We start from the raw sequence: 21,461 nt of genomic DNA, 5'->3' as shown, positions 1-21,461 counted from the left end.
TAGGCTCGGTGCACAGGGGGCGGTGGCCAAGCTGGTCAAGGCAGCGGGCTCATAACCCGACGATCGTGGGTTCAAGTCCCACCCGCCCTACTCAAAAGCGGGCCTCCGCCAGGAGGCCCGCTTTCGCGCTGCACCGCGCTTTCATGCCGCGGGGAGGGTCGCGTGGGAGAATCGCTGCATGGACCTGATCGGGATGCTGGCGCTCGCGGTGGTGGCCGTCGTCACCGTCGTCCTCATCTCCCTCGCCCCGCGGTTCAAGCGGGATCAGCTGCGCAAGCAGTTCGAGGGCAACGCCGGCGGATCGCTCGCCGGCATCGGCTCGGGATTCGACTCGGTGTGGCGCCCGTCTGCTGAGGAGGCCCACGCCGGATGGGAGGCGCAGGTCGAGCTGCCCGCTCCGGCCCCGACCCCCGGCGACAAGGGTCGCATCGAGGACGGCCGCCTGGTCATCCGCGTCGACGATCCTGCGTGATCAGCGGTCCGCGCCGTCGCCCTTGTCCTTGACGGGCGGGTCGGGCCACACCTTCGAGACCGCCTCGGTGACGCGCATCGAGCCCGTCGTGGGGTGCGCGGCGTCGCCGACGCCCGAGCTGCCTCGTGCGATCGGCAGTTCCTTGCTGTCGCTCAGGACCTGCGGGTGATAGCGCGCCAGCTGGAACACACCCCACACGGCGATCGCTCCGACGACGGTGAAGGCGATGTAGACCCACAGCGGCGCGCCGGCGGCCTCGTTGAGGATGATGAGCCCGATCAGGATCGCGACGATCGGGTCGATGACGGTGAGCCCGGCGATCACGAGATCCGGTGGTCCCGACGAGTACGCGGTCTGCACGAAGTACGCTCCGACGATCGCCGTGACAATCAGGGCGCCGACGCACGTCAAGGTCAGCCAATCGAAATCACCGGTCTGGATCCGCGTGATGACGACCTTCGCGAGGGTCGCCACGAACCCGTAGATGACGCCCGCCGCCGTGATGTAGAAGAGCGCGCCCACCTGGTGGCGCTTCCAGATCCACAGCCCGCCGAACACGATCGTGACGACAGCGAGGAGGATCAGGATCGTGATCAGCTGCTGGTTCGACACCGGCGCGTCGGTCGCGTACAGCGCCGCGATGGTGACGAAGACGAAGATGCCGCCGACGCACGCAGCGATCGCGATGAGCGATCGTCTGGTCGGCTTGTGACCGCTGATCTGCGCGTTCAGCAGCGTCGTGATGACGAGGGCGATCGCCCCGAGCGGCTGCACGACGATAAGGGGCGCGTACGACAGTGCGGCGAGCTGGCAGACGATCGCCAGACCGAGCATGACAGTCCCGACGACCCACGAAGGCCGCCTCAGGAGGCGCCACAGCTGACCGCCTGTCAGGCCGCCCGCCCCGCCGGCACCGCTCAGCTGCTCGACCTTCGTCACACCGCGGTGCTGATACTGCGCGCCGAACGACATGAACACGGCGCCCAGGAGCGCCAGCGGGATGCCGATGAGCAGCCCCGGATTCTGGAACACGCCGACGAGCGTGTCACCCACATCCTGAATCTCGTTCGCCGTCCACACCACATCACGACACTAGCCGCCGCCGCCGCTCGGTAGGCTCAAGGCGTGGCCGTTCTGCCGATTCGCATCATGGGTGACCCCGTCCTCCACGCTCCCGCCGGGGTCGTCGAAGAGATCACGGACGAGATCCGCACTCTGGTCGCGGATATGTTCGAGACGATGGATGCCGCACCCGGCGTCGGCCTCGCGGGCCCGCAGGTCGGCGTCCCCCTCCGCATCTACACCTACTCCTACGCCGACGATGTGGGCCTTCCCTGGCGCGGCGTGGTCATCAACCCCGAACTGTGGATGCGTCCGCTGGAGCCGGGCGATCCCGACCCCGACGAGGAGTCCGAGGGGTGCCTGTCATTCCCGGGTGAGCGGTTCCCGCTGCGGCGCTCCGAGGAGGCGCTGGTCACGGGCATCGACCTCGAAGGGGCCCCGGTGCGCATCCAGGTGGACGGATGGCGAGCGCGGATCATGCAGCACGAGTTCGATCACCTCGACGGCATCATCTACGTCGACCGACTGGGCGACAGCGACTGGAAGACGGCTCAGAAGATCGCCCGCAAGCGCGGTTGGGGCCGACCGGGTCACGCCTGGACCCCGGGCATCGACGACATCGACGCCTGACCCGCAGCCGCCGCTCGAGGTTGCCGGGAAATGAAGAACGGCCCGAGGGTGGAGCCCCGAGCCGTTCGCTCCCCGGCTTGGACTCGAACCAAGAACCTATCGGTTAACAGCCGATTGCTCTGCCAATTGAGCTACCGAGGAATGTCCCGCGCTTGCGCCCGGGCAACTCGACCAGCTTAGCAAATGTCAGACCGTGCTCGTGACGTCAGGAGGCGACCAGACGTCGATCCGCTTCCCCGCTCGGCGTCCACAGCAGGTCGTGGGTGCCGTGACCGTAGGCGATGGCATGTCCGGCACGCAGGACCAGCACATCGGAGTCGAGTTCGCGCACGACATCCGTCTGATTCGTCACGATGAGCGCCGACATGTCGTATTCGCGCCGCCGGCGGAGGATGGCGTCGCGGGCCGCCTTGCGCACTTCGATGTCCATGTTCGAGAAGGGCTCGTCGGCGACGAGGAGCTTGGGCTGCAGCACGAGCGCCCGAGCGAGCGCGACGCGCTGGCGCATGCCGGCGCTGAGTTCGTACGGGTACTTCGCGGCGGCGCCGAGCGGCAGCATCAGCTCGTCGAGCAGCGTCGCGACGCGCACGGAGAGGGCGCGCTGGTTCACCCGCCGATCCCGGCTGGTGATGGGTTCGCCGATCACCTCGGACACGGTCAGGCGGGCGGGCAGAGCGGCGCCCGCGGACTGCGGCAGATAGCCGGTGAGATAGGTGAGAAGGCGGTGCGAGCGTCCGGGGTGGCGGACGCCGATGCCTTCGACGACGGCGTCTCCGCCGACGATCGCCAGCCCGGTCTCATCGGATCCCGCCAGCACCGCGGCCAGACTCGACTTGCCCGACCCCGTCGGGCCCATGACGGCGAGGATCCTGCCGTGCGGGAGGGTGAACGACACGCCGTCGACCACGCGCTGGGAGGGACCGCCGCGTCCGGCTCGCGCGATGGAGAGATCCGAGGAGCGGATGGCGACATCGGCGTCTTTTCGACGGGGCATGTGCTCATCCTGCCGTGCGCGGCCCGCAGACGCCAGCCGCGACGCGTCTCAGATATCGGCGGTCAGCTCATCGCGCTGGGCGTCGAGTTCGCGCAGGCGGAGGCGGATGGTCCGTCCCTCGTCGGAGGACGCGGAAACGCGCTGGATGGCGCCCAGCAGTTCGCTCTTCTGGCTCTCCAGGCTCCGGATCACGAGCCGCCGCGCGAGGTCGCTGGCGCTCGAGAGGGCGGCCGTGTCGTCGAGTGCGGGAAAGTCGGCGGCGAGAAGCTCGCCGGCGAGTGAACGGTAGGGCTCGCGCACCGTGCCGATCGCGTCGAGCGCCCACCCGGGCCGCTGCATGTCGCCGGCCTGCCGCACCGCCTGGCGCACCGCATCGAGCGCCGGGTGCCGGAAGGGTGCTTCGAGTGCGCGGGCGATGAGAGCGGCATCCATCCGGTGACCGAACTGGAGGATGCCCATGATGGCGTCGCGCTCGATGGTCACCGCCGCGGTGCGCGGCAGCGACGCGAGCGTGACGCGCACGAGCGGCTCCCCCACGACCTCCTCCGCGGGCACAGCTGCCGGGCCGGACTCGCGTCGACCGCCGGCGCGGGCGGCCCGCTCCACCTCACGGCGCACGTCCTCGGTGTCCATGCCGAGCCTGCGGGCCAGCACCCGGACGTACTCGGGCTGCAGCAGCGCGTCCCGCAGTTCCGCGACGACCGGTGCCGACGCTCGGAGAGCGCCCACCCTGCCCTCCACGCTGGCGAGGTCGAAGCCGGCGATGCGCTGGTCCAGCACGAACTCCACCATGGGGACCTTGTGCTCGATGAGCCCGCGCACGGCCCCGTCGCCGCGCCGGAGGCGCAGGTCGCACGGATCGAGCCCCTCCGGTCCGGTCGCGACATAGGTCTGCGCGTTGAACCGCTTCGCGTCGGCGAAGGCGCGGAGCGCCGCCTTCTGGCCTGCGGCATCCGGATCGAACGTGAACACGACCTCGCCGGCCGTCGAGTCGTCGCCCATCACGCGCCGCAGCACCGTGATGTGGTCGGAGCCGAAGGCGGTGCCGCACGTGGCGATGGCGGTCGTGATCCCGGCCAGGTGGCAGGCCATCACATCGGTATAGCCCTCCACCACGACCACCTGGTGCTCCCGCGAGATGTCGCGCTTGGCGAGGTCGAGGCCGTAGAGCACCTGGGCCTTCTTGTAGATCGTGGTCTCGGGGGTGTTGAGGTACTTGGGGCCCTTGTCGTCGTCGTAGAGGCGGCGGGCGCCGAAGCCGAGGACCTGTCCGGTGACGTCGCGGATGGGCCACACGAGGCGACCGCGGAAGCGGTCGTAGACGCCGCGCTGACCCTGCGAGACGAGGCCCGAGGTGGTCAGCTCCTCGTCGGTGAAGCCCTTGGCCTTCAGCGCGTCGTGCATGCCGGACCACCCCTTGGGCGCGTAGCCGACCCCGAAGTGCGCGGCCGCGCCGGCATCGAAGCCGCGCTCGCCCAGGAACCGGCGCGCCGTGTCGGCCTCGCCGGTCTGCAGCTGCGCGCGGAAGAACTCCGCCGCGGCCGCGTTCGCCGCGAACAGCCGCGTGCGGCCCGTGTGCTCGGGTGCCGCTCCCCCGTCCTCATAGTGGAGCGTGTAGGCGATGCGACCCGCGAGCCGCTCCACGGCCTCGGTGAACGAGACGTGATCCATCTTCGTGAGGAACGAGTAGACGTCGCCCGACTCGCCGCAGCCGAAGCAGTGGTAGAAGCCCGCCTGCGCGCGCACGTTGAAGCTGGGGCTGCGCTCGTCGTGGAAGGGACACAGGCCCTTCATGGCACCGACCCCGGCGTTCTTGAGGGCCACCCGTTCGCCGATGATGTCGGCGATGTTCGTGCGGGCCTTCACCTCCTCCACGTCGGCCTGACGGATCCGCCCCGCCATCAGCGGGCCCCGGGCGCGCGCGTGCCGGGTGACCAGACGCCGATGGACGCCGCATCCAGCTCGCCGACGAGGCGCACGTGCCACGCGATCGCATGCTGGTCGGTGAGGCTCGCCACCTGATCGACGACGACCCGCCGGCGGGCGGCATCCGTCTCGGCCGTGGTGAAGTCCAGGGAGTGCAGGGGGTCGAGTTCCTCGGGACGCTCCCACAGCGCCGACGCCAGTCGCTTGAGGACGCGGCGCTGCTCCTTGTAGAGGTCCTTGCGCCCGTCGATCGAGACGACCACCGCGCCGATGATGCCCTTGAGCACCGCCATCTCGGCCTCGACGACACGCGGAACGACCACGTGCGCACGATACCGGGTGAGCACCGACATGCCGTAGGCGTCCCGCGTGGCGGTGGTCGCCGCACGGGCGAATCGCCCGATCAGGTCGGAGGTGAGGTTCTTCAGCCGCGCCAGCGAGGCGCGGGTGCCGTCGAACGAGCCGATCCACTCCGGCATCCGCATCAGCCGGTACAGGGCGTCTTCGAGCTCGTCGCGTGCGAAGTCGAAGCCGACCCACGACTGGATCGCGGTGAGCAGCGCGGCGTGCTCGGAGACGTCGCTCAGCCGCTGCGGATCGAGGTAGCCGTTGACGACGGCGTCCTCGAAGTCGTGCACCGAGTAGGCGATGTCGTCGGACAGGTCCATGACCTCTGCCTCGATGCAGCGGACGCGTCCGGGGGCGCCGGCGCGCATCCAGCGGAACACGTCCTCGTCATCGGGGTAGACCCCGAACTTCAGGCGCCCGCCGGGATCGGGCAGCGGGTGCGCGGCCGTCCAGGGGTACTTGCACGTCGCGTCGAGGCTCGCGCGGGTGAGGTTGAGGCCGAAGCTGCGTCCCTCCGCGTCGATGACCTTCGGCTCCAGGCGCGTGAGGATGCGCAGCGTCTGCGCGTTCCCCTCGAATCCGCCGACATCCTCGGCCCACTCGTTCATCGCCCGCTCGCCGTTGTGGCCGAACGGCGGATGCCCGAGGTCGTGGCTGAGGCAGGCGGTGTCGACGACATCGGGCGAGAGGCGCAGTGCGGTCGCGAGCTCACGGCCCACCTGAGCGACCTCCAGCGAGTGCGTCAGGCGGTTGCGGGCGAAGTCCGCCGGGCTCGCCGGGCTCAGCACCTGTGTCTTGGCCGCGAGGCGCCGCAGCGCCGCCGAGTGCAGCACCCGGGCTCGATCGCGCGCGAAGTCGTCGCGCTGCGACCGGTGCTCCTCGGCGGAGAAGCGCGCGGCATCCGCCTCGTCGTATCCGATGGGCCGCTCCGACGCGAAGGCCACCGCGGCGGCGCCGTCAGCCGCCACTGTGGTCGAGCTCCGCTTCGGCGAGGGCACAGGATGCCTCGGCTCCGAGGTCGCGGGAGTCCAGCCACCCCTCCGGCAGCGCAGGGCGCTTCGGCGTGCCGGCGCGTCCGCGCTGGCCCTCCGCCGCGGCGCCGGGGTAGGGCGCGTCGAGCTCGAGCGTCGCGAGCAGCTCGTCGATCTCGGCCAGGGTGGAGACGGTCGCGAGCTTGGCGCGGGTGTCACCGCCGACCGGATAGCCCTTGAAGTACCAGGCGACGTGCTTGCGGATGTCTCGGCACCCTCGACCCTCGTCCTCGAAGAACTCGACGAGCAGCTCGGCGTGCCGGCGGAAGGCTCGGGCGACGAACGCGAGCGTGGCGTCGACGGGAGCACCGGATGCCGCGCCCGGCTCGCCGAGCGACCGCGCGAGGTCTCCGAACAGCCAGGGCCGGCCAAGGCATCCGCGTCCGACGACCACCCCGTCGCAGCCGGTCTCGGCCATCATGCGCGCCGCGTCGTCGGCGGACCAGATGTCGCCGTTGCCGAGGACCGGGACGCTCGTCACGACCTCCTTGAGCTTGGCGATCGCCTCCCAGTCGGCCTGGCCGGAGTAGAACTCGGCCGCGGTGCGGGCGTGCAGCGCGACGGCTGCCACACCGGCATCTTCGGCGATGCGTCCGGCGTCGAGATAGGTGAGGTGATCGGCGTCGATGCCCTTGCGCATCTTGATCGTCAGCGGGATGTCGCCCGCGGCGGCCGCAGCGCGCGTGACTATCTCGCGGAAGAGCTCGAGCTTCCACGGCAGTGCCGCCCCGCCGCCCTTGCGGGTCACCTTGGGGACGGGGCATCCGAAGTTCAGGTCGATGTGATCGGCGCGGTCCTCCTCCACGAGGACGCGCACGGCCCCCTCGACGGTGGCCGGGTCGACCCCGTACAGCTGGATCGAACGCGGCGTCTCGGACTCGTGGTGGGTGATGAGGCGCATCGTGGTGGCATTGCGCTCGACGAGGGCGCGGGACGTGATCATCTCGCTCACGTAGAGGCCGGCGCCGTACTCGCGGCAGAGCCGGCGGAAGGCGGTGTTGGTGATCCCCGCCATGGGCGCGAGCACGACGGGCGCATCCAGTTCGATGGGCCCGATGCGGAGCGTGCGCGCGGGGGCAAGGGCAGTGGTCACGTCGTCCATTCTCCCAGAGGAATCCGACCCTTCGCTGAACTCGAGGGCTTAGCCTGGGGAGATGACCGAGGCTATCGCTACCGACCTCCGCAGCATCCCCTTCCAGACGGCGGACGGCGGCACCGCGACCCTCGGCGACTACGACGGTCAGGTGGTGCTCGTCGTGAACGTCGCCTCCAAGTGCGGTCTCACACCCCAGTACGAGCAGCTCGAGAAGCTGCAGCGGGCGTACGCCGACCGAGGCTTCACGGTCCTGGGCTTTCCCTGCAACCAGTTCATGGGGCAGGAGCCGGGCGCGATGGACGAGATCCTGGAGTACTGCTCGGTGACGTGGGGCGTCTCATTCCCGGTCTTCGACAAGGTCAAGGTCAACGGCGGCAAGGCGGCGCCCCTCTACAAGGCGCTCAAGAAGGCTCCGGCCGTCGAGGGCAACAAGGGCCCGATCACCTGGAACTTCGAGAAGTTCGTCCTCACGCCGGGCGGCGACGTGCACCGCTTCCGACCCAACACGAAGCCCGACGACCCCGCGATCGTCCAGGTCATCGAGGAGAATCTGCCCCGCTGATCCGGGGAGACGAAGAGACCCGCCGCGTGTCGCGGCGGGTCTCTTCTCGTCTGATGGCGGTCAGGCGACGACCGGGGCGTCCTCGCGGTGCTCGGCGGAGACCTGCCGGACGATCTGCGCGAAGGCCTCGGCGGGCTGCGCTCCCGAAACGCCGTACTTGCCGTCGATGACGAAGAAGGGCACGCCGTTGATCCCGTACGCGGTGGCCTGTGCCTGGTCGGCGCGCACCGCATCGAGGTAGCGCTCACTGCGGAGTGCCTGGCGCGCGGCCTCGGCGTCGAGCCCGACGTCGGCGGCCAGGGCGACGAGCTCGTCCTCCTGGCCGAGGTGGCGGCCCTCCACGAAGTACGCCGACATCAGCCGCTCAGCGAGTTCGAGCTGTCGGCCATGGTCCTTGGCGAAGTGGAGCAGCTCGTGCGCCTTCACGGTGTTCGTGTGCTTGAGGAGATCGAAGCGGTACTCCAGGCCCGCCTCCGCGGCGACGCCCGTGACGCGCTCCAGCATCTGCCGCGCCTGCTCCGACGAGATGCCCTTGTGCGTGGCGAGGTAGTCCGCCTCGCCGCCGTCGAAGTCGACCGGCGTGTCGGGCGACAGCTCGAACGAGTGGTACACGACCTCCACGGCGGGAGCGTCGTCGTCGGCCGATGCGTCGGCGAGCCCCTTCTCCAGGTTGCGCTTGCCGATGTAGCACCACGGGCAGGCGATGTCGCTCCATACGTCGATCTTGATGGCGTCCGTCATGCTGAGCACAACCGCGCGCCGCCACCGTTCTATTCCGGCGAATGGTCGTTCGGTCCTCACCCGTCGGTCGGCGGGTCCGCGTCCGGAAGGAACCGGAACCGCACCCGCACGTCGTCGTACGCGACCACGATGGTCGAGGCATCCGGAGACCACCGGTCGGGCACGAGATACAGTCGCCCTCCGCCCTGGGCCAGCAGTCGCAGCCCGTAGTACCGGTACCCGTACGTCGGGGCTTCCTCCTCGCCTTCGACGGAATCGGATGCCGAGTCCCCGAGCTCGCGGACCGTGACGTCGTCGTTGCCGGGGTAGAGCCGCTCCGGGGTGTCGAGCACGACGGCAGGGAGGGCCGTGAGGTCGGAGGCGAGCGCTCGCGCCTGGCCGAGACCCCACCACTGCGCGATCGTCGCGGTCGCCCAGAACGTGCCGGCCACCATGACCAGCACGAGCAGCACCACGACGCCGCGGCCGATGCCGGTGCCGCCGAGAGCACGAACCGTCGAGGCGGCGTAGGCGGCGAGCCCGGCGCCGAGCGCGAGGAACAGCGGTGTGAGGAGCTGCCCGTAGTCACCTCCGCCCCCGACCGGCGCTAGGAACGCCAGGAGGATTCCCGCAAGGAGGAACCCGATCCCGATCCATGCGAACACGCCGATCACGCGGCGCTGGGTCGAGACCGGCCGGGTGAGGAGCCGTCGGCGCAGCAGTCGATGACCCACCATGAGCCCCGCCGCGAGCAGCAGCAGGATCATGACCGGGATGAACAGGGCGCCCGGGCTGCGCATCACGAACTCCTGCGAGCTCAGCCCGATGATGTCCACGTCGACGCCGAAGTAGCGGAAGAACTCACGCGTCGAGACATAGCCGAAGTAGAACAGCAGACCGGTGACCAGCGTCAGCGGAGCGACGAACGACGACAGGAAGCCCATCCACTTCTCGAAGCCCAGGCCCGGCTCGGGTGCAGGAGGCGCCGGAGGCACAGCAGGGTCGACGGGATCGACCGGTGACGGTTCGACCGGCTTCGCCTTGGTGCGGCCTCCGAGCCGCGCCATCACGCGCCCTCCGGGGTGTTCACGACGATCGGCGGCCCGGGTACGACGTCGCGTGCGACGACCGCGTCGCAGATCTCCCGCGTCGGGCACTCCAGGGTGCCCGTGAACGTGATCGACGTCCCGTCCTGGAACTCCGCCGTGGGACGCACGACGATGCTGCAGAAGATGCCGGACTCATTCGCCTCGACCGCCGGCATGTCGATGCAGGACCGGTCCGCACCGCTCGTCCCGCAGACGCCGCTCTCCACGTCGAGGCCCCCGCGGTCGGGCACCGCCTGCTCGAAGGTGAAGCGCACGCCTTCGGGAACGGGCTCGCTGCCGCCCCAGAACACCGCGATGGTCTTGCACCAGACGCCGTCCTCGACGATCTCGGCTTCGCCCTGATCGCCGTAGGCGGGTCCGCCGTACTCGGCGACCGGTCCGGTCCGGACGAGGTCCTGCTCGGGATCCTCGTCGCCCTCGCCCTCGCCCTCACCCTCGTCGCCTTCGCCCTCGTCGCCCTCGCCCTCGTCGTCGGTGTCGTCGGCGATGTCGGTGGGACCCTGACTCGTCTCGGTCTGGCCCTCGTCGACCACCGGCCCGGCGCATCCGGCCATCAGCAGGACCGCGGCGATCACAGCTGCTGCGGCGATGGCCGCACCCGATCGCTGCGAACACGACATGGCAGACCTCCCGACCGGCCGCGGTGCGCGGCTCTCATCAGTGGAAGAGCACGGTGACGCTCGCAGGATACGCCCGGCGCGGCATCCGGGACAGTGCCTACAGTGCGGGCGGCGCCGGTGCGTCGACGGCGCCGCCGAACCGCCGGTCTCGGTCCAGGTACAGGCCGATCGCGCGCCACAGCTCGGTGCGCGAGAAGTCCGGCCACAGGGTGTCGAGGAAGACGAACTCCGCATACGCCGATTCCCACAGCAGGAAGTTCGACGTCCGCTGCTCGCCGCTCGAGCGGATGAACAGATCCACATCGGGCATGTCGGGCTGGTAGAGGCGCTTCTGGATCAGCTTCTCCGAGACCGCGGAGGGCTTGAGCCGGCCGGCGGCGATGTCGTCGCCGATCGAGCGCACCGCGTCGACGAGTTCGACGCGTCCGCCGTAGTTCACGCACATGGTCAGCGTGAGGGTGCTGTTGCCGGCCGTCAGACGCTCGGCGAACTGGAGCTCCTTGATGACGCTCGACCACAGTCGCGGCTTGCGACCCGACCAGCGCACGCGGACGCCCCACTCGTTGAGCTGATCGCGACGGCGGTGAAGCACATCGCGGTTGAAGCCCATCAGGAACCGCACCTCGTCGGGCGAGCGCGACCAGTTCTCGGTCGAGAAGGCGTAGACGGACAGATGCTTGACACCTGCCTGGATGGCGCCGGCCACGACGTCCAGCAGAGCGGCCTCGCCGGCCTTGTGGCCCTCGACACGGGTGAGCCCGCGGCGGTTCGCCCAGCGGCCGTTGCCGTCCATGACGATCGCGACATGCTCGGGAACGCTGCCCTGAGGAAACGCCGGCGGATAGAGGCCCGTCCAGTCCACCGGCTTGTACGGCACGGCGTCGCGATGCGTGAACGGCTTCGGGGTCACCGGTCGGCTCCTGTCGGTCCGAAGGAGACATGGGAGAGCGAGCGGATGCCGCGCTCCAGGTGCCACTGCGCGTACGCGGCGATGAGACCCGAAGCGGCGGCGGACGAGCCCGCGGATGCGGCATCCACCATCTCCCACTCCCCCGTCATCAGCGAGTGGAGCAGCACGGCCGTCTCGGCGTGGACGCGCGCTGCGCCCGTGGGAGCGCAGTCGCGGCAGACCATGCCACCCAGCTGCGCGACGAAGGTGTCGTGAGGACCGGGAGCGCCGCAGCGGGCGCACTCGGTCAGGCCCGGCGCCCAGCCCGAGAGCGCCATCGCGCGCAGCAGATAGGAGTCCAGCACGCTCCGCGAGGCGTGCTCGCCCCGGGCGAGGGCGCGGAGGCCCCCGACGAGCAGGAGATACTGCTCCGGCGTGGCCTCGGCCTCGTTGAGTCGGTCCGCGGCCTCGACCATGGCGTGCGCCGAGGTGTAGCGGTCGTAGTGGGCCGCGATGTCGGCCCCGTACGAGCCCAGCGACTCGGCCTGCTGCACGATGTCCAGAGAGCGACCCTTGTACAGCTGCACGTCGGCGACCATGAACGGCTCGAGTCGCGCGCCGAAGCGCGATGACGTGCGGCGCACGCCCTTGGCGACCGCGCGCAGCTTGCCGTGGCGACGGCTGAGCATCGTCAGGATCCGGTCGGCCTCACCCAGCTTGTGGGTGCGCAGAACCACGATCTCGTCGCGGAAGGTGGGCACCAGTCAATTATGGAGCCCGCCTGGTCCCCCAGGCCCGCGCCCCGCGGGCGGCGATCGAGCCCGGCGGGCGGACGCAACCCGGCCCCTCGACGGCTCAGATGAAGAACGTGGTGAGGTGCGCTTGCCCGTCCGCGCTCTTCCACTCGACCAGCAGAGCCGCGATGGCGGGTCCACCGAGCAGGTCCTGGACGACGAATCCGAACCCTTCTCCGGGCTGGACGGACACCGGCAGCGTCGTCGTGAATTTCAGCGTCTTGCCGCCGGACGGCACACGGAGGTCGACGATCTCGATGGGCGCCGGCAGAAGGTTCCGGACGACCGTCCGGGAGCCGCGCGCGACGAGCTCCAGCGGCTCGCTGCCCGGCCCACTCATGCGCGGGGCGAGAGTGGCTTGGTTCCGGGGAAGCTCAACGGTGTCGGAGGCGGACTGCGCGACCTCTCTGAGTCCCCTCCTGGTGCGGAGATCGCGGATGAGTGCGATGACGGCGACCGCGCTCGCGGCGATCGATCCGACGGCGCCCAGGTAGGCGGGAAAGACGCTCGCCCAGAACTCATCCCAGGTCATGGTCGGAGACTACCTCGTCGCCGCGGACGAGCAACGACCAGTCACGTAGTGAACATAATGTAAGCTATTCACTATGTCCGGAACGCAGATCCTCGATACCCTCCTCGCCATCACGCAGGTGCTGCAGGCCGATCAGGAGCGGGAGCTGGACCGCCGCGGTCTGACGACGACGCGCACGCATCTGCTGTGGATCCTCTTCCACGGCGGACCCGCCACCCAGGTGCAGCTCGCCGAGGCGATCGCGGTGACTCCGCGCAATGTCACCGCCCTGGTCGACGCCCTCGAGTCCACCGGCTTCGCCCGACGCGAACCTCACCCGACGGACCGCCGGGCAGTGCTCGTCCACCTCACCGAGCGCGGCCTGTCGATCATGGAGACGATGAACGCCGAGCACACCGCCCTCGGTGCCGACCTCATCGAGGGGCTCGATGAAGAGACCGTCCGCACCGCGCAGCGCGCGCTCGACCATGTCCGCGCCCGGCTCGAAGAGCTGATCGCCGCGCACGAGGAGCGCCTCCACGACGAGGAGGCAGCCCGATGACCGGCGTCGCCGAGCGACCGACGGTGAGCTCCCGCGTGGTGTCGATCGCACGCGCGGCGTGGCGTGCCGAGGTGGGCATGTGGCAGGGCCTCTACCGATGGCTGTTCCGCCGCCCACGCGTGCCCGCCGGCGGCTCGGCCTTCTCCTACCACTCCCCCATCCTCACGATCCTCGTGATCTTCATCGTGCTGTCGGCGGTCGAGATCCCCATCGTCGATCTGATCGTGCACCCGTGGCCGTGGGTGCGCATCCCGCTGCTCGCGCTCGGCATCTGGGGCGTGACCTGGATGCTCGGACTCCTGCTGAGCTATCTCACCCGGCCGCACGCCGTCGGGCCGGAGGGCATCCGCGCGCGAGACGGCGCACACGTCGACATCGATCTGCCGTGGGAGGCGGTCGCATCCGTCGAGCGCTCGCGCGACGTGCTGGAGAAGGCTCCCAAGGTGCGCGACGAGCCCCATGGCCGGACGCTCGCGCTGCGGATGCAGGACGAGACCAACATCCTGATCGTCCTCGAACGTCCCGTCACCGCTCGCCTGGGCGACGAGGTGGTGGAGTTCGACGCCGTGCGGCTCTGGGTCGACGACTCCGACGGCTTCCTGTCGGCGGTGCGCACGCACATCCCCTGACGCGAGCCGACAATGGAGGGGTGAACGAGCCGCTCTTCGTCATCCCGCTGTGGGCGGACCTGATCGCCGTAGGCCTGGGCGGAGTCCAGGGCGCGCTCTTCGCCTCCGGATTCCGGGGGGAACGACGACTGGACCTGCTCGGCGTCGCGATCATCGGCATCGTCGTGGGCATGGGCGGCGGTCTCATCCGCGATCTGCTGCTCAACGTCACGCCCGTCACCCTCCAGAGCAACTGGTACCTGGTCACGGCGACGGGAGCAGCACTGATCGGGATGCTGCTCGCCGGCGTCTTCCAGCGGCTCAACCGTGTGATCGTCGGCCTGGACGCCCTCGTGATGGGATTGTTCGGTGCCTTCGGCACGAGCAAGGCGCTGGCGCTGGGACTCCCGCTGGTGCCCGCCGTCTTCGTCGGAGTCTGCGCCGCGGTCGGCGGCGGCATCCTGCGTGACATGATCATGGGCCTGCCGGTGGGCATCATGCATGTGGGCTCGCTCTACGCCGTCGCGGCGGGGGCCGGCTGCCTCGTACTCGCCACCGCCAACGCGCTCGGGGCCGGTCTCGTCGCCGCTGCGATCGTCGGAATCGTCGTGACCACGGTGATCCGGCTCCTCGCCGTGATCTTCGACATCTCCCTGCCCGAGCAGCGCGCGCTGTACCGGCGCAAGGTCGCCGTCGAGACCTCGACGATCCCCATCGTCAAGCCGTGACGGCGGGCCCGCAGCCGGACCCGCCGTCGTCCAGCGTCACACGCTCGCGAGTGCTCCGGAGCGCTCGCGGGTGCGGATCGCGCGGTTGACGCCCGACACGATCGCCTTGAGCGACGCGGTCGAGATGTCGCCGTCGACGCCCACGCCCCACAGGCGCTCGCCGTCGACTTGGAGCTCGACATACGCCGCGGCCTGGGCGTCGCCGCCCGCGCTGAGGGCGTGCTCGACGTAGTCGTAGACGGTCACGTGGATGCCCTCCTCACGCAGCACCTCCACGAAGGCGGCGACCGGGCCGTTACCGTGGCCGCGGGCCTGCACTTCCTCGTCGCCGTCGCGCAGCTTGACCTCGAGGACGACGTCCCCGGTCATGTCGCTTTGCGTGCGGGTGCTCAGCAGCTCGAAGCGACCCCAGCGGTCGTCGGTGCGCTGAGTCGGCAGGTACTCGTCGCTGAAGATCGCCCAGATCTGGTCGCTGGTGACCTCGCCGCCCTCGGCATCCGTCTTCGCCTGCACGACACCCGAGAACTCGATCTGGAGCTTCCGCGGCAGATCGATCGCGTGATCGGTCTTCAGCAGGTAGGCGACGCCGCCCTTGCCGGACTGCGAGTTGACGCGGATGACCGCCTCATAGGAGCGACCGAGATCCTTCGGGTCGATCGGCAGATACGGAACCGCCCACTCGATCTCGTCCACCGTCACGCCTTCGGCGGCAGCCCGGACCTCCATGGCCTCGAAGCCCTTCTTGATCGCGTCCTGGTGCGAGCCGCTGAAGGCGGTGAAGACCAGGTCGCCGGCCCACGGGCTGCGCTCGTGCACCGGCAGCTGGTTGCAATACTCGGCGGTCCGCTTCACCTGGTCGACGTCGCTGAAGTCGATCTGCGGGTCGATGCCCTGCGTCAGCAGGTTGATCCCCAGAGCGACGAGGTCGACGTTCCCGGTGCGCTCCCCGTTCCCGAACAGGCATCCCTCGATGCGGTCGGCGCCGGCCATGTATCCGAGCTCCGCTGCCGCGATCGCCGTGCCGCGGTCGTTGTGCGGGTGCAGCGACAGGATCACGTTCTCGCGGTGTGCCAGCCGGCGGCTCATCCACTCGATCGAGTCGGCGTAGACGTTGGGCGTGGCCATCTCGACCGTCGCCGGCAGGTTGATGATCACCTTGCGGTCGGGAGTCGGCTCGAAGACCTCGATGACCTGGTTGCAGATGTCGAGGGCGAACTCGAGCTCGGTGCCGGTGTAGCTCTCGGGCGAGTACTCGTAGAAGACCTTCGTCTCGGGGATGCGCTTCTCGAACTCGCGGCACAGTCGTGCACCCTCGAGTGCGATGTCGATGATCCCCTGCCGGTCGGTGCGGAACACGACCTCGCGCTGCAGCACGCTCGTGGAGTTGTACAGGTGCACGATCGCCTGCTTCGCACCGGCGATCGATTCGTACGTGCGCTCGATGAGGTGCGCGCGGGCCTGGGTGAGAACCTGGATCGTGACGTCGTCGGGGATGACCTCGTCCTCGATGAGATGGCGGACGAAGTCGAAGTCGGTCTGGCTCGCCGACGGGAACCCGACTTCGATCTCCTTGTAGCCCATGCTCACGAGCAGATCGAACATGATGCGCTTGCGTTCGGGGCTCATCGGATCGATGAGCGCCTGGTTGCCGTCACGCAGGTCGACGGCGCACCAGCGGGGTGCGACGGTGATGCGCTGGGCGGGCCACGTGCGGTCGGGCAGGTCCACAGCGAGCTGCTCGTGGTACGGCCGATACTTGTGGATCGGCATGGCCGAGGGCTTCTGGGTGTTCTCCATGATGTCGCTCTGTTCTCTCGTCGAGTGGGGGCCGACGACAAGCTCCGCGACGAGGAGGGCCCTAGATCGAGGCCTCGTCGCGGCAGCTAAGGAGAAGCAGAGAGCCTGCACGCATGCGCCCAGGTTACACCCGTCCGCGCGAACGGCGCGAACCACATGATCTGAGACGATCGGCACAGCTGCGACACTGAACGGATATGACACGTCATCGTCGACACCTGCTCGTCGCGCTGGGCGCGGCATCCGTCCTCGCTCTCGCGGGCTGCGCAACGCCTGCCGGCTCAGGCGGAGGCTCCCCCGCCGCGGACGCGCTGCCCGGCGCGTCGCTCGGCTCGCTGTGGCCGGCGCCGCCGGAAGGCGACGTCACCGCCCAGGGCACCGTGATGGATATCGGCGGCGAGGCCGAGCTGTGTCTCGGCGCCGTCGCCGAGTCGTATCCGCCCCAGTGCTCTGGTGTTCCTATCGCGAACTGGACGTGGGAGGGCATCGACGGGTCCGAGACGTCCGGCGATGTCACGTGGGGTGCCTACGCCGTGCAGGGGACCTACGACGGCGAGACCTTCTCGGTGACGCAGCCGCCGATCATGCTCGCGCTCTACGACCCCATGCCGCTGCCGGATGTGACGAACGGCGAGCCCGGCCAGGGCGACGAGGCGACGCTCCTCGAGATCCAGGAGGAGCTGCCCGACATCCTGGGCGAGGCGTATCTGTCGTCCTACCCGGAGAACGGATGGCTCTGGGTCGACGTCGTCTGGGACGACGGGACCTGGCAGGATGCCGCCGACGACGACTACGGCGAGGACGTCGTGTTGATCCGCTCGGCGTTCCGCCCGGTCGGCTAGAAGCCGAGCCGTCCGAGCTGCTTGGGATCGCGCTGCCACTCCTTCGCGACACGGACATGCAGTGCGAGGTACACCCGCGACCCCACCAGGGGCTCGATGCCCGCGCGGGCGCGCCGGCCGACATCGGCGAGGCGCGAGCCCTTGTGGCCGATGATGATCGCCTTCTGGCTGTCGCGCTCCACGACGATGTTGGCGAAGATGTCGGTGAGGTCGGAGTCCTCGCGCGGCCTCATGTCCTCGATCGTCACCGCGATGGAGTGGGGGAGCTCGTCGCGCACGCCCTCGAGGGCGGCCTCCCGGATGATCTCGGCCACGCGGTCCTCGATCGACTCGTCGGTGACGACGCCGGCCTCGTAGAGCCGCGGTCCGACCGGAAGCAGTCCCAGCAGCTCGTCGGTGAGCACGTCGAGCTGCTCGCTGGTGAGGGCGGAGATCGGGATGACGGCGGCCCAGTCCTCGCGGAGCGAGTCCACCTCCATGAGACGCTCCGTGATCTCGTCGCGAGAGGCGGCATCCGTCTTGGTCACGATCGCCACCTTCTTGGCGCGCGGGTAGCCGCTGAGGGATTCGGCGATACGGCGGTCGCCGGGTCCGACCTTCTCAGTGGCGGGAACGCAGAACCCGATCACGTCGACGTCGCCCAGCACCTGCTCGACGAGGCTGTTGAGCCGCTCGCCGAGCAGGGTGCGCGGCTTGTGGATGCCGGGGGTGTCGACGATCACGACCTGCCCGCCGGGCCTGTTCAGGATGCCGCGGATCGCACGCCGCGTCGTCTGCGGCTTGTCGCTCGTGATGGCGACCTTCTCACCGACCAGCGCGTTCGTGAGCGTGGACTTGCCGACGTTGGGGCGTCCGACGAAGGTGACGAAGCCGGAGTGGGTCGTCTCGGTCATGGGCGATCCCCTTTCTTGGAGACGCGCACCTCACCGGTGCGCGGCGACACGATGCGGATCTCGCCCGTGCGCGGGGAACGGCCGGACGCCGTCTCAGTGTGCTCGAGCGCTTCGCCGCGCTCGACGAAGACCGAGGAGATGCCCCGGCCGCGGCCCCGTGAGGCGCCGCCGGTCATGACGAGGCCGGCGTACTCTGCGGTCGCCCCCGGCTGCGGGACGCGTCCCAGCGCCTTGCCGAGGAGTCCGCCGATGGAGTCGACGTCATCGTCTTCGAGGTCGATGCCGAAGAGGTCGCCGACCTCGTCGAGCCCGAGGCGCGCGCTCACCCGGAAGTGGCCGGGCTCGATCTCGGAGACCTCGTCGGAGCGTGGATCGTACTCGTCCGCGATCTCGCCGACGAGCTCCTCGATGAGGTCCTCGAGGGTGACGAGGCCCGATACGCCGCCGTACTCGTCGATCACGAGGCAGACATGCACGGCGTCGCGCTTCATCTGCTGCAGCAGCGTCTCGGCTTTCATGGACTCGGGCACGAACACGGCGGGGCGCGCGATGCGGCTGATCGGGGCATCCCGCCACCCGGTCTCGTCGCGGAAGCCGAACTGCACGAGGTCCTTGAGGTACAGCACGCCCACGACGTCGTCGGCGTCGTCGTCGACGATCGGGACGCGTGAAATGCCCTTGTCGAGGAAGATCGCCATCGCCTCGCGGGTGGAGGCGGAGGCATCCACGGTCACCATGTCGGTCCGCGGCACCATCACCGCCCGCACGAAGGTGTCGGTGAAGTCGAACACCGAGTGGATGAGCTCGCGGTCGTCCTGCTCGATGAGCTCGTTCTCGGCCGCCTCATCGATGATGCTGAGCAGCTGCTCCTCCGACGCGAAGGACGAACCGCGAGACGCGCCGGGGGTGATGCGCGTGCCCAGCGCCACGAGCCCGTGGGCGAGCGGCCCGAGGAGGATGCGCACACCCCGCACGACGGGGGCCGCTCCGCGCAGCAGCGCCTTGGCGTGCTGACGGCCGACGTTGCGCGGGCTCGCGCCCACCACCACGTATGAGACGCCCGTCATGAGCACCGCCGCGGCGACCATCGCCCACCAGATGCTGTCGAACAGCAGCGTGAACGCCACCGTGACGAGCACGGCCGCGGTCGTCTCGGCGAGCACCCGGATGAAGATGACGGCGTTGGCGTGGGCCTCGGGGTCCGCCGCGATGCGCCGCAGCGCCGCCGCGTTGCGCCCGCCGGCGCCGAGCTCTGCCAGATCGGCCCGGGAGGTCACCCCGAGAGCGGCGTCGATGGCGACCATCAGCGCGCCGAAGACGAGCAGCAGCGCCGCGGCGAGGAGCAGAAGAGCAGCGGTCATGCGCGATTTCGGCGACGCTCCACGGCCTGGAAGGCCGTGATGAGCTCGCGCTGCAGCCCGAACATCTCGCGCTCCTCGTCGGGCTCGGCGTGGTCGAAGCCGAGAAGGTGCAGCAAGCCGTGCGTCGTCAGCATCACCAGCTCATCCATCGTGGAGTGCTTCGCGGTGACGGCCTGGGTCTCCGCCACCTGCGGGCACAGCACGATGTCGCCGAGGAGCCCCGCGGGCGTCGGCGCGTCCTCGGTGCCGGGCCGCAGCTCGTCCATCGGAAAGCTCAGCACGTCGGTCGGTCCCGGCTCGTCCATCCACTGCACGTGCAGGGCTTCCATGGCACCCTCGTCGACAAGGAGGATCGCGACATCCGCGTCGGCGCTGATGTGGAGCTCGGAGAAGTTGTTCTCCATGAGGCGCAGGAGCACCGTCTCGTCGACCTGGACGCCCGACTCGTTGTTGATCTCGATCGTCATGAGCGTCCTCGCTTGGGAAGGTGGTCGCGCGGCCCCGACGGGCGTCCGCTGCTGCGGCGCTCGGTGCGGTTCGCGAACTCGGATGCCTCGTCCCGCTCGCGGCGGGCCGCGATCCGACGCTCGTCGTATTCGGTGTACGCGTCGACGATGCGGCCGACCAGGGTGTGGCGCACGACGTCATCGCTCGTGAGGTACGAGAAGTGGATGTCGTCGATGGTGTTCAGCACGCGGGTCACGAGCCGCAGCCCCGACGCCCCCTGCGGCAGGTCGATCTGCGTGATGTCGCCGGTCACGACCATGCGCGTGCCGAAGCCGAGGCGCGTGAGGAACATCTTCATCTGCTCGGGCGTCGTGTTCTGCGCCTCGTCGAGGACGACGAACGAGTCGTTGAGGGTGCGTCCGCGCATGTACGCCAGCGGCGCGACCTCGATCGTCCCGGTGGCCATGAGCTTGGGGACCAGCTCCGGGTCCATCATCTCGTTGAGCGCGTCGTAGAGCGGGCGCAGGTAGGGGTCGATCTTGTCGGTGAGCGTGCCCGGCAGGAAGCCCAGCCGCTCCCCCGCCTCGACGGCCGGGCGGGTCAGGATGATTCTGCTGACCTCCTTGCGCTGCAGCGCCTGCACGGCCTTCGCCATGGCGAGGTAGGTCTTCCCGGTGCCGGCGGGGCCGATGCCGAAGACGATCGTGTTCTCCTCGATCGCGTCGACGTAGGCCTTCTGGCCGAGCGTCTTGGGACGGATCACCTTGCCTCGCGACGTGAGGATGGCCTCGCCGAGCACCTCCGAGGGTCGGGGACCGCCCTCGGTGCGCAGGATCCGGCTCGACGACGACACGTCGGACTCGCCGAGCGAGTGACCCGCCTGGGCCATCGTCAGCAGCTCGTCGACCAGCGAACGGGCGGCGGCGACGGCATCCGCCTCTCCGGTCAGGGTGATCTCGTTGCCGCGGACGTGCACGTCGACGGCGGGATGCTCCTTCTCGACGACGCGCAGGAGACGGTCCTGCGGTCCGAGCAGCTGGACCATCGCGACACCGTCGGCATAGACGCGGTCGATCACAGGTTCATCAGGCACCGATGCTCGCTTCCTCGAGTCCTCCGGCGAGCACATGGGCGTGCACGTGGAAGACGGTCTGGCCCGCGTTCGGGCCGGTGTTGAAGATCAGACGGAAGTCCCCGTCGCCGTGCTCGGCCGCGAGGCTGTTCGCGAGGCCGATGAGTTCGGCGAGGAGATCGGGGTCGCCCGCCGCCAGCTCGACGACGTTCCGGTAGTCCTCGGTCTTGGGGATCACGAGGAGATGCACCGGCGCCTTCGGGGCGATGTCGCGGATGGCGAAGACGTTCTCGGTCTCGGCGACGATCTCGGAGGGGATCTCGCCCGTGCGGATGCGCGTGAAGATCGAAGGCTCGCTCATGGGGCAAGTCTACCGACGGGGGTCGC

General features: G+C 69.4%; 24 protein-coding genes and 2 tRNA genes. 8 read left to right on the top strand and 18 right to left on the bottom strand.

Translation table 11 applies throughout. The annotated features are described in order from the left end of the window. Positions 1–16: 16 nt before the first annotated feature. Together SOM19_RS09295 and SOM19_RS09290 are read left to right on the top strand one after the other, a co-directional pair. Positions 17–90, top strand: a tRNA-Ile gene (locus SOM19_RS09295). A gap of 88 nt (positions 91–178) precedes the next feature. Continuing rightward, positions 179–472: a hypothetical protein gene (locus SOM19_RS09290; protein WP_320486236.1), complete on the top strand. Its 294-nt coding sequence runs from the start codon at positions 179–181 to the stop codon at positions 470–472. Here SOM19_RS09290 and SOM19_RS09285 read toward each other — a convergent pair whose 3' ends face one another. Next, positions 473–1,555 (bottom strand): DMT family transporter, encoded by a 1,083-nt coding sequence (locus SOM19_RS09285; protein WP_414683636.1) that lies wholly within the window; start codon positions 1,553–1,555, stop codon positions 473–475. A gap of 42 nt (positions 1,556–1,597) precedes the next feature. Between SOM19_RS09285 and def the strand changes: the two genes are divergently transcribed. Then, entirely contained in the window at positions 1,598–2,164 is a 567-nt protein-coding gene (gene def / locus SOM19_RS09280) for a peptide deformylase (RefSeq protein WP_320486235.1), read from the top strand. A 68-nt stretch (positions 2,165–2,232) separates the two neighbouring features. On the opposite strand, the gene SOM19_RS09275 is transcribed toward def, so the two are convergent. The 5 genes from SOM19_RS09275 to dusB all read right to left on the bottom strand — a co-directional run bounded on the left by SOM19_RS09275 (position 2,233) and on the right by dusB (position 7,565). Continuing rightward, a tRNA-Asn gene (locus SOM19_RS09275) sits at positions 2,233–2,305 on the bottom strand. A 64-nt stretch (positions 2,306–2,369) separates the two neighbouring features. Further along, positions 2,370–3,158, bottom strand: a complete 789-nt coding sequence (locus SOM19_RS09270; protein ID WP_320486234.1) for an ATP-binding cassette domain-containing protein — start codon at positions 3,156–3,158, stop codon at positions 2,370–2,372. A 48-nt stretch (positions 3,159–3,206) separates the two neighbouring features. Then, positions 3,207–5,060, bottom strand: a complete 1,854-nt coding sequence (dnaG, locus tag SOM19_RS09265) for a DNA primase (protein WP_320486233.1) — start codon at positions 5,058–5,060, stop codon at positions 3,207–3,209. After that, positions 5,060–6,400 carry a deoxyguanosinetriphosphate triphosphohydrolase gene (locus tag SOM19_RS09260; protein WP_320486232.1) on the bottom strand — a complete coding sequence of 447 codons (1,341 nt, stop codon included), beginning with the start codon at positions 6,398–6,400 and terminating at the stop codon, positions 5,060–5,062. The genes dnaG and SOM19_RS09260 overlap by 1 nt, the downstream gene beginning before the upstream one ends. Further along, positions 6,390–7,565, bottom strand: coding sequence for a tRNA dihydrouridine synthase DusB (dusB, locus tag SOM19_RS09255; protein ID WP_414683635.1), 1,176 nt, complete (start codon positions 7,563–7,565; stop codon positions 6,390–6,392). Before dusB ends, SOM19_RS09260 begins: the two co-directional genes overlap by 11 nt. 52 nt (positions 7,566–7,617) lie before the next feature. On the opposite strand from dusB, the gene SOM19_RS09250 reads away from it, so the two are divergent. Next, entirely contained in the window at positions 7,618–8,121 is a 504-nt protein-coding gene (locus tag SOM19_RS09250; RefSeq protein ID WP_320486230.1) for a glutathione peroxidase, read from the top strand. A gap of 60 nt (positions 8,122–8,181) precedes the next feature. Here SOM19_RS09250 and SOM19_RS09245 read toward each other — a convergent pair whose 3' ends face one another. From SOM19_RS09245 to SOM19_RS09220, 6 genes are all read right to left on the bottom strand, one after another. Next, the gene (locus tag SOM19_RS09245) at positions 8,182–8,862 is read right to left on the bottom strand and encodes a DsbA family oxidoreductase (protein ID WP_320486229.1); all 681 of its coding nucleotides are present in this window, start codon (positions 8,860–8,862) and stop codon (positions 8,182–8,184) included. 56 nt (positions 8,863–8,918) lie between these two features. Then, on the bottom strand, positions 8,919–9,908 hold the full coding sequence (locus SOM19_RS09240; protein ID WP_320486228.1) for a hypothetical protein: 990 nt from the start codon (positions 9,906–9,908) through the stop codon (positions 8,919–8,921). Next, positions 9,908–10,570, bottom strand: a complete 663-nt coding sequence (locus SOM19_RS09235; protein WP_320486227.1) for a hypothetical protein — start codon at positions 10,568–10,570, stop codon at positions 9,908–9,910. Before SOM19_RS09235 ends, SOM19_RS09240 begins: the two co-directional genes overlap by 1 nt. Positions 10,571–10,667: 97 nt before the next feature. After that, positions 10,668–11,480, bottom strand: coding sequence for an isoprenyl transferase (locus SOM19_RS09230; RefSeq protein WP_320486226.1), 813 nt, complete (start codon positions 11,478–11,480; stop codon positions 10,668–10,670). After that, complete coding sequence (gene recO / locus SOM19_RS09225; RefSeq protein WP_320486225.1) at positions 11,477–12,220, bottom strand: DNA repair protein RecO; 744 nt, start codon at positions 12,218–12,220, stop codon at positions 11,477–11,479. The genes SOM19_RS09230 and recO overlap by 4 nt, the downstream gene beginning before the upstream one ends. 94 nt (positions 12,221–12,314) lie before the next feature. Continuing rightward, positions 12,315–12,785 carry a hypothetical protein gene (locus SOM19_RS09220; RefSeq protein ID WP_320486224.1) on the bottom strand — a complete coding sequence of 157 codons (471 nt, stop codon included), beginning with the start codon at positions 12,783–12,785 and terminating at the stop codon, positions 12,315–12,317. A 73-nt stretch (positions 12,786–12,858) separates the two neighbouring features. Between SOM19_RS09220 and SOM19_RS09215 the strand changes: the two genes are divergently transcribed. From SOM19_RS09215 to SOM19_RS09205, 3 genes are read left to right on the top strand one after another with little or no spacing between them, the layout of a single operon-like run. Next, entirely contained in the window at positions 12,859–13,326 is a 468-nt protein-coding gene (locus tag SOM19_RS09215) for a MarR family winged helix-turn-helix transcriptional regulator (RefSeq protein WP_320486223.1), read from the top strand. Next, positions 13,323–13,955, top strand: a complete 633-nt coding sequence (locus SOM19_RS09210) for a hypothetical protein (RefSeq protein ID WP_320486222.1) — start codon at positions 13,323–13,325, stop codon at positions 13,953–13,955. The genes SOM19_RS09215 and SOM19_RS09210 overlap by 4 nt, the downstream gene beginning before the upstream one ends. A 20-nt stretch (positions 13,956–13,975) precedes the next feature. Continuing rightward, positions 13,976–14,662 carry a trimeric intracellular cation channel family protein gene (locus SOM19_RS09205; RefSeq protein ID WP_320486221.1) on the top strand — a complete coding sequence of 229 codons (687 nt, stop codon included), beginning with the start codon at positions 13,976–13,978 and terminating at the stop codon, positions 14,660–14,662. Positions 14,663–14,698: 36 nt separating this feature from the next. Here SOM19_RS09205 and leuA read toward each other — a convergent pair whose 3' ends face one another. Next, a complete protein-coding gene (leuA, locus tag SOM19_RS09200; RefSeq protein WP_320486220.1) occupies positions 14,699–16,459 on the bottom strand; it encodes a 2-isopropylmalate synthase in 1,761 nt (586 codons plus the stop codon). Between the two features lie 197 nt (positions 16,460–16,656). On the opposite strand from leuA, the gene SOM19_RS09195 reads away from it, so the two are divergent. Next, a complete protein-coding gene (locus SOM19_RS09195) occupies positions 16,657–17,301 on the top strand; it encodes a hypothetical protein (protein ID WP_320486219.1) in 645 nt (214 codons plus the stop codon). Here the strand turns inward: SOM19_RS09195 and era are convergent. From era to SOM19_RS09170, 5 genes are read right to left on the bottom strand one after another with little or no spacing between them, the layout of a single operon-like run. Beyond that, positions 17,298–18,194, bottom strand: coding sequence for a GTPase Era (era, locus tag SOM19_RS09190; protein WP_320486218.1), 897 nt, complete (start codon positions 18,192–18,194; stop codon positions 17,298–17,300). The two genes, SOM19_RS09195 and era, sit on opposite strands and share 4 nt — an antisense overlap. Beyond that, positions 18,191–19,555 (bottom strand): hemolysin family protein, encoded by a 1,365-nt coding sequence (locus SOM19_RS09185; protein WP_320486217.1) that lies wholly within the window; start codon positions 19,553–19,555, stop codon positions 18,191–18,193. Before SOM19_RS09185 ends, era begins: the two co-directional genes overlap by 4 nt. Next, a complete protein-coding gene (ybeY, locus tag SOM19_RS09180; RefSeq protein WP_320486216.1) occupies positions 19,552–20,022 on the bottom strand; it encodes an rRNA maturation RNase YbeY in 471 nt (156 codons plus the stop codon). Before ybeY ends, SOM19_RS09185 begins: the two co-directional genes overlap by 4 nt. Next, positions 20,019–21,047, bottom strand: coding sequence for a PhoH family protein (locus SOM19_RS09175; RefSeq protein WP_320486702.1), 1,029 nt, complete (start codon positions 21,045–21,047; stop codon positions 20,019–20,021). The genes ybeY and SOM19_RS09175 overlap by 4 nt, the downstream gene beginning before the upstream one ends. 40 nt (positions 21,048–21,087) lie before the next feature. After that, on the bottom strand, positions 21,088–21,435 hold the full coding sequence (locus SOM19_RS09170; RefSeq protein ID WP_320486215.1) for an HIT domain-containing protein: 348 nt from the start codon (positions 21,433–21,435) through the stop codon (positions 21,088–21,090). Positions 21,436–21,461 lie beyond the last annotated feature (26 nt).

Origin of the sequence: Microbacterium sp. CFBP9034, assembly GCF_034045255.1 — a bacterium.
GTDB lineage: Bacteria > Actinomycetota > Actinomycetes > Actinomycetales > Microbacteriaceae > Microbacterium.
This window is presented reverse-complemented; position numbering and strand designations above follow the sequence as displayed.

Coding starts and splice junctions, on each gene's coding strand:
- SOM19_RS09170 (WP_320486215.1), bottom strand. CDS start 21,435: ATGAGCGAGCCTTCGATCTTCACGCGCATCCGCACGGGCGAGATCCCC.
- SOM19_RS09220 (WP_320486224.1), bottom strand. CDS start 12,785: ATGACCTGGGATGAGTTCTGGGCGAGCGTCTTTCCCGCCTACCTGGGC.
- ybeY (WP_320486216.1), bottom strand. CDS start 20,022: ATGACGATCGAGATCAACAACGAGTCGGGCGTCCAGGTCGACGAGACG.
- SOM19_RS09250 (WP_320486230.1), top strand. CDS start 7,618: ATGACCGAGGCTATCGCTACCGACCTCCGCAGCATCCCCTTCCAGACG.
- SOM19_RS09290 (WP_320486236.1), top strand. CDS start 179: ATGGACCTGATCGGGATGCTGGCGCTCGCGGTGGTGGCCGTCGTCACC.
- SOM19_RS09270 (WP_320486234.1), bottom strand. CDS start 3,158: ATGCCCCGTCGAAAAGACGCCGATGTCGCCATCCGCTCCTCGGATCTC.
- SOM19_RS09245 (WP_320486229.1), bottom strand. CDS start 8,862: ATGACGGACGCCATCAAGATCGACGTATGGAGCGACATCGCCTGCCCG.
- SOM19_RS09215 (WP_320486223.1), top strand. CDS start 12,859: ATGTCCGGAACGCAGATCCTCGATACCCTCCTCGCCATCACGCAGGTG.
- dnaG (WP_320486233.1), bottom strand. CDS start 5,060: ATGGCGGGGCGGATCCGTCAGGCCGACGTGGAGGAGGTGAAGGCCCGC.
- era (WP_320486218.1), bottom strand. CDS start 18,194: ATGACCGAGACGACCCACTCCGGCTTCGTCACCTTCGTCGGACGCCCC.
- SOM19_RS09240 (WP_320486228.1), bottom strand. CDS start 9,908: ATGGCGCGGCTCGGAGGCCGCACCAAGGCGAAGCCGGTCGAACCGTCA.
- SOM19_RS09175 (WP_320486702.1), bottom strand. CDS start 21,047: ATGGTCCAGCTGCTCGGACCGCAGGACCGTCTCCTGCGCGTCGTCGAG.
- dusB (WP_414683635.1), bottom strand. CDS start 7,565: ATGGACGACGTGACCACTGCCCTTGCCCCCGCGCGCACGCTCCGCATC.
- SOM19_RS09185 (WP_320486217.1), bottom strand. CDS start 19,555: ATGACCGCTGCTCTTCTGCTCCTCGCCGCGGCGCTGCTGCTCGTCTTC.
- SOM19_RS09235 (WP_320486227.1), bottom strand. CDS start 10,570: ATGTCGTGTTCGCAGCGATCGGGTGCGGCCATCGCCGCAGCAGCTGTG.
- SOM19_RS09195 (WP_320486219.1), top strand. CDS start 16,657: ATGACACGTCATCGTCGACACCTGCTCGTCGCGCTGGGCGCGGCATCC.
- SOM19_RS09210 (WP_320486222.1), top strand. CDS start 13,323: ATGACCGGCGTCGCCGAGCGACCGACGGTGAGCTCCCGCGTGGTGTCG.
- leuA (WP_320486220.1), bottom strand. CDS start 16,459: ATGGAGAACACCCAGAAGCCCTCGGCCATGCCGATCCACAAGTATCGG.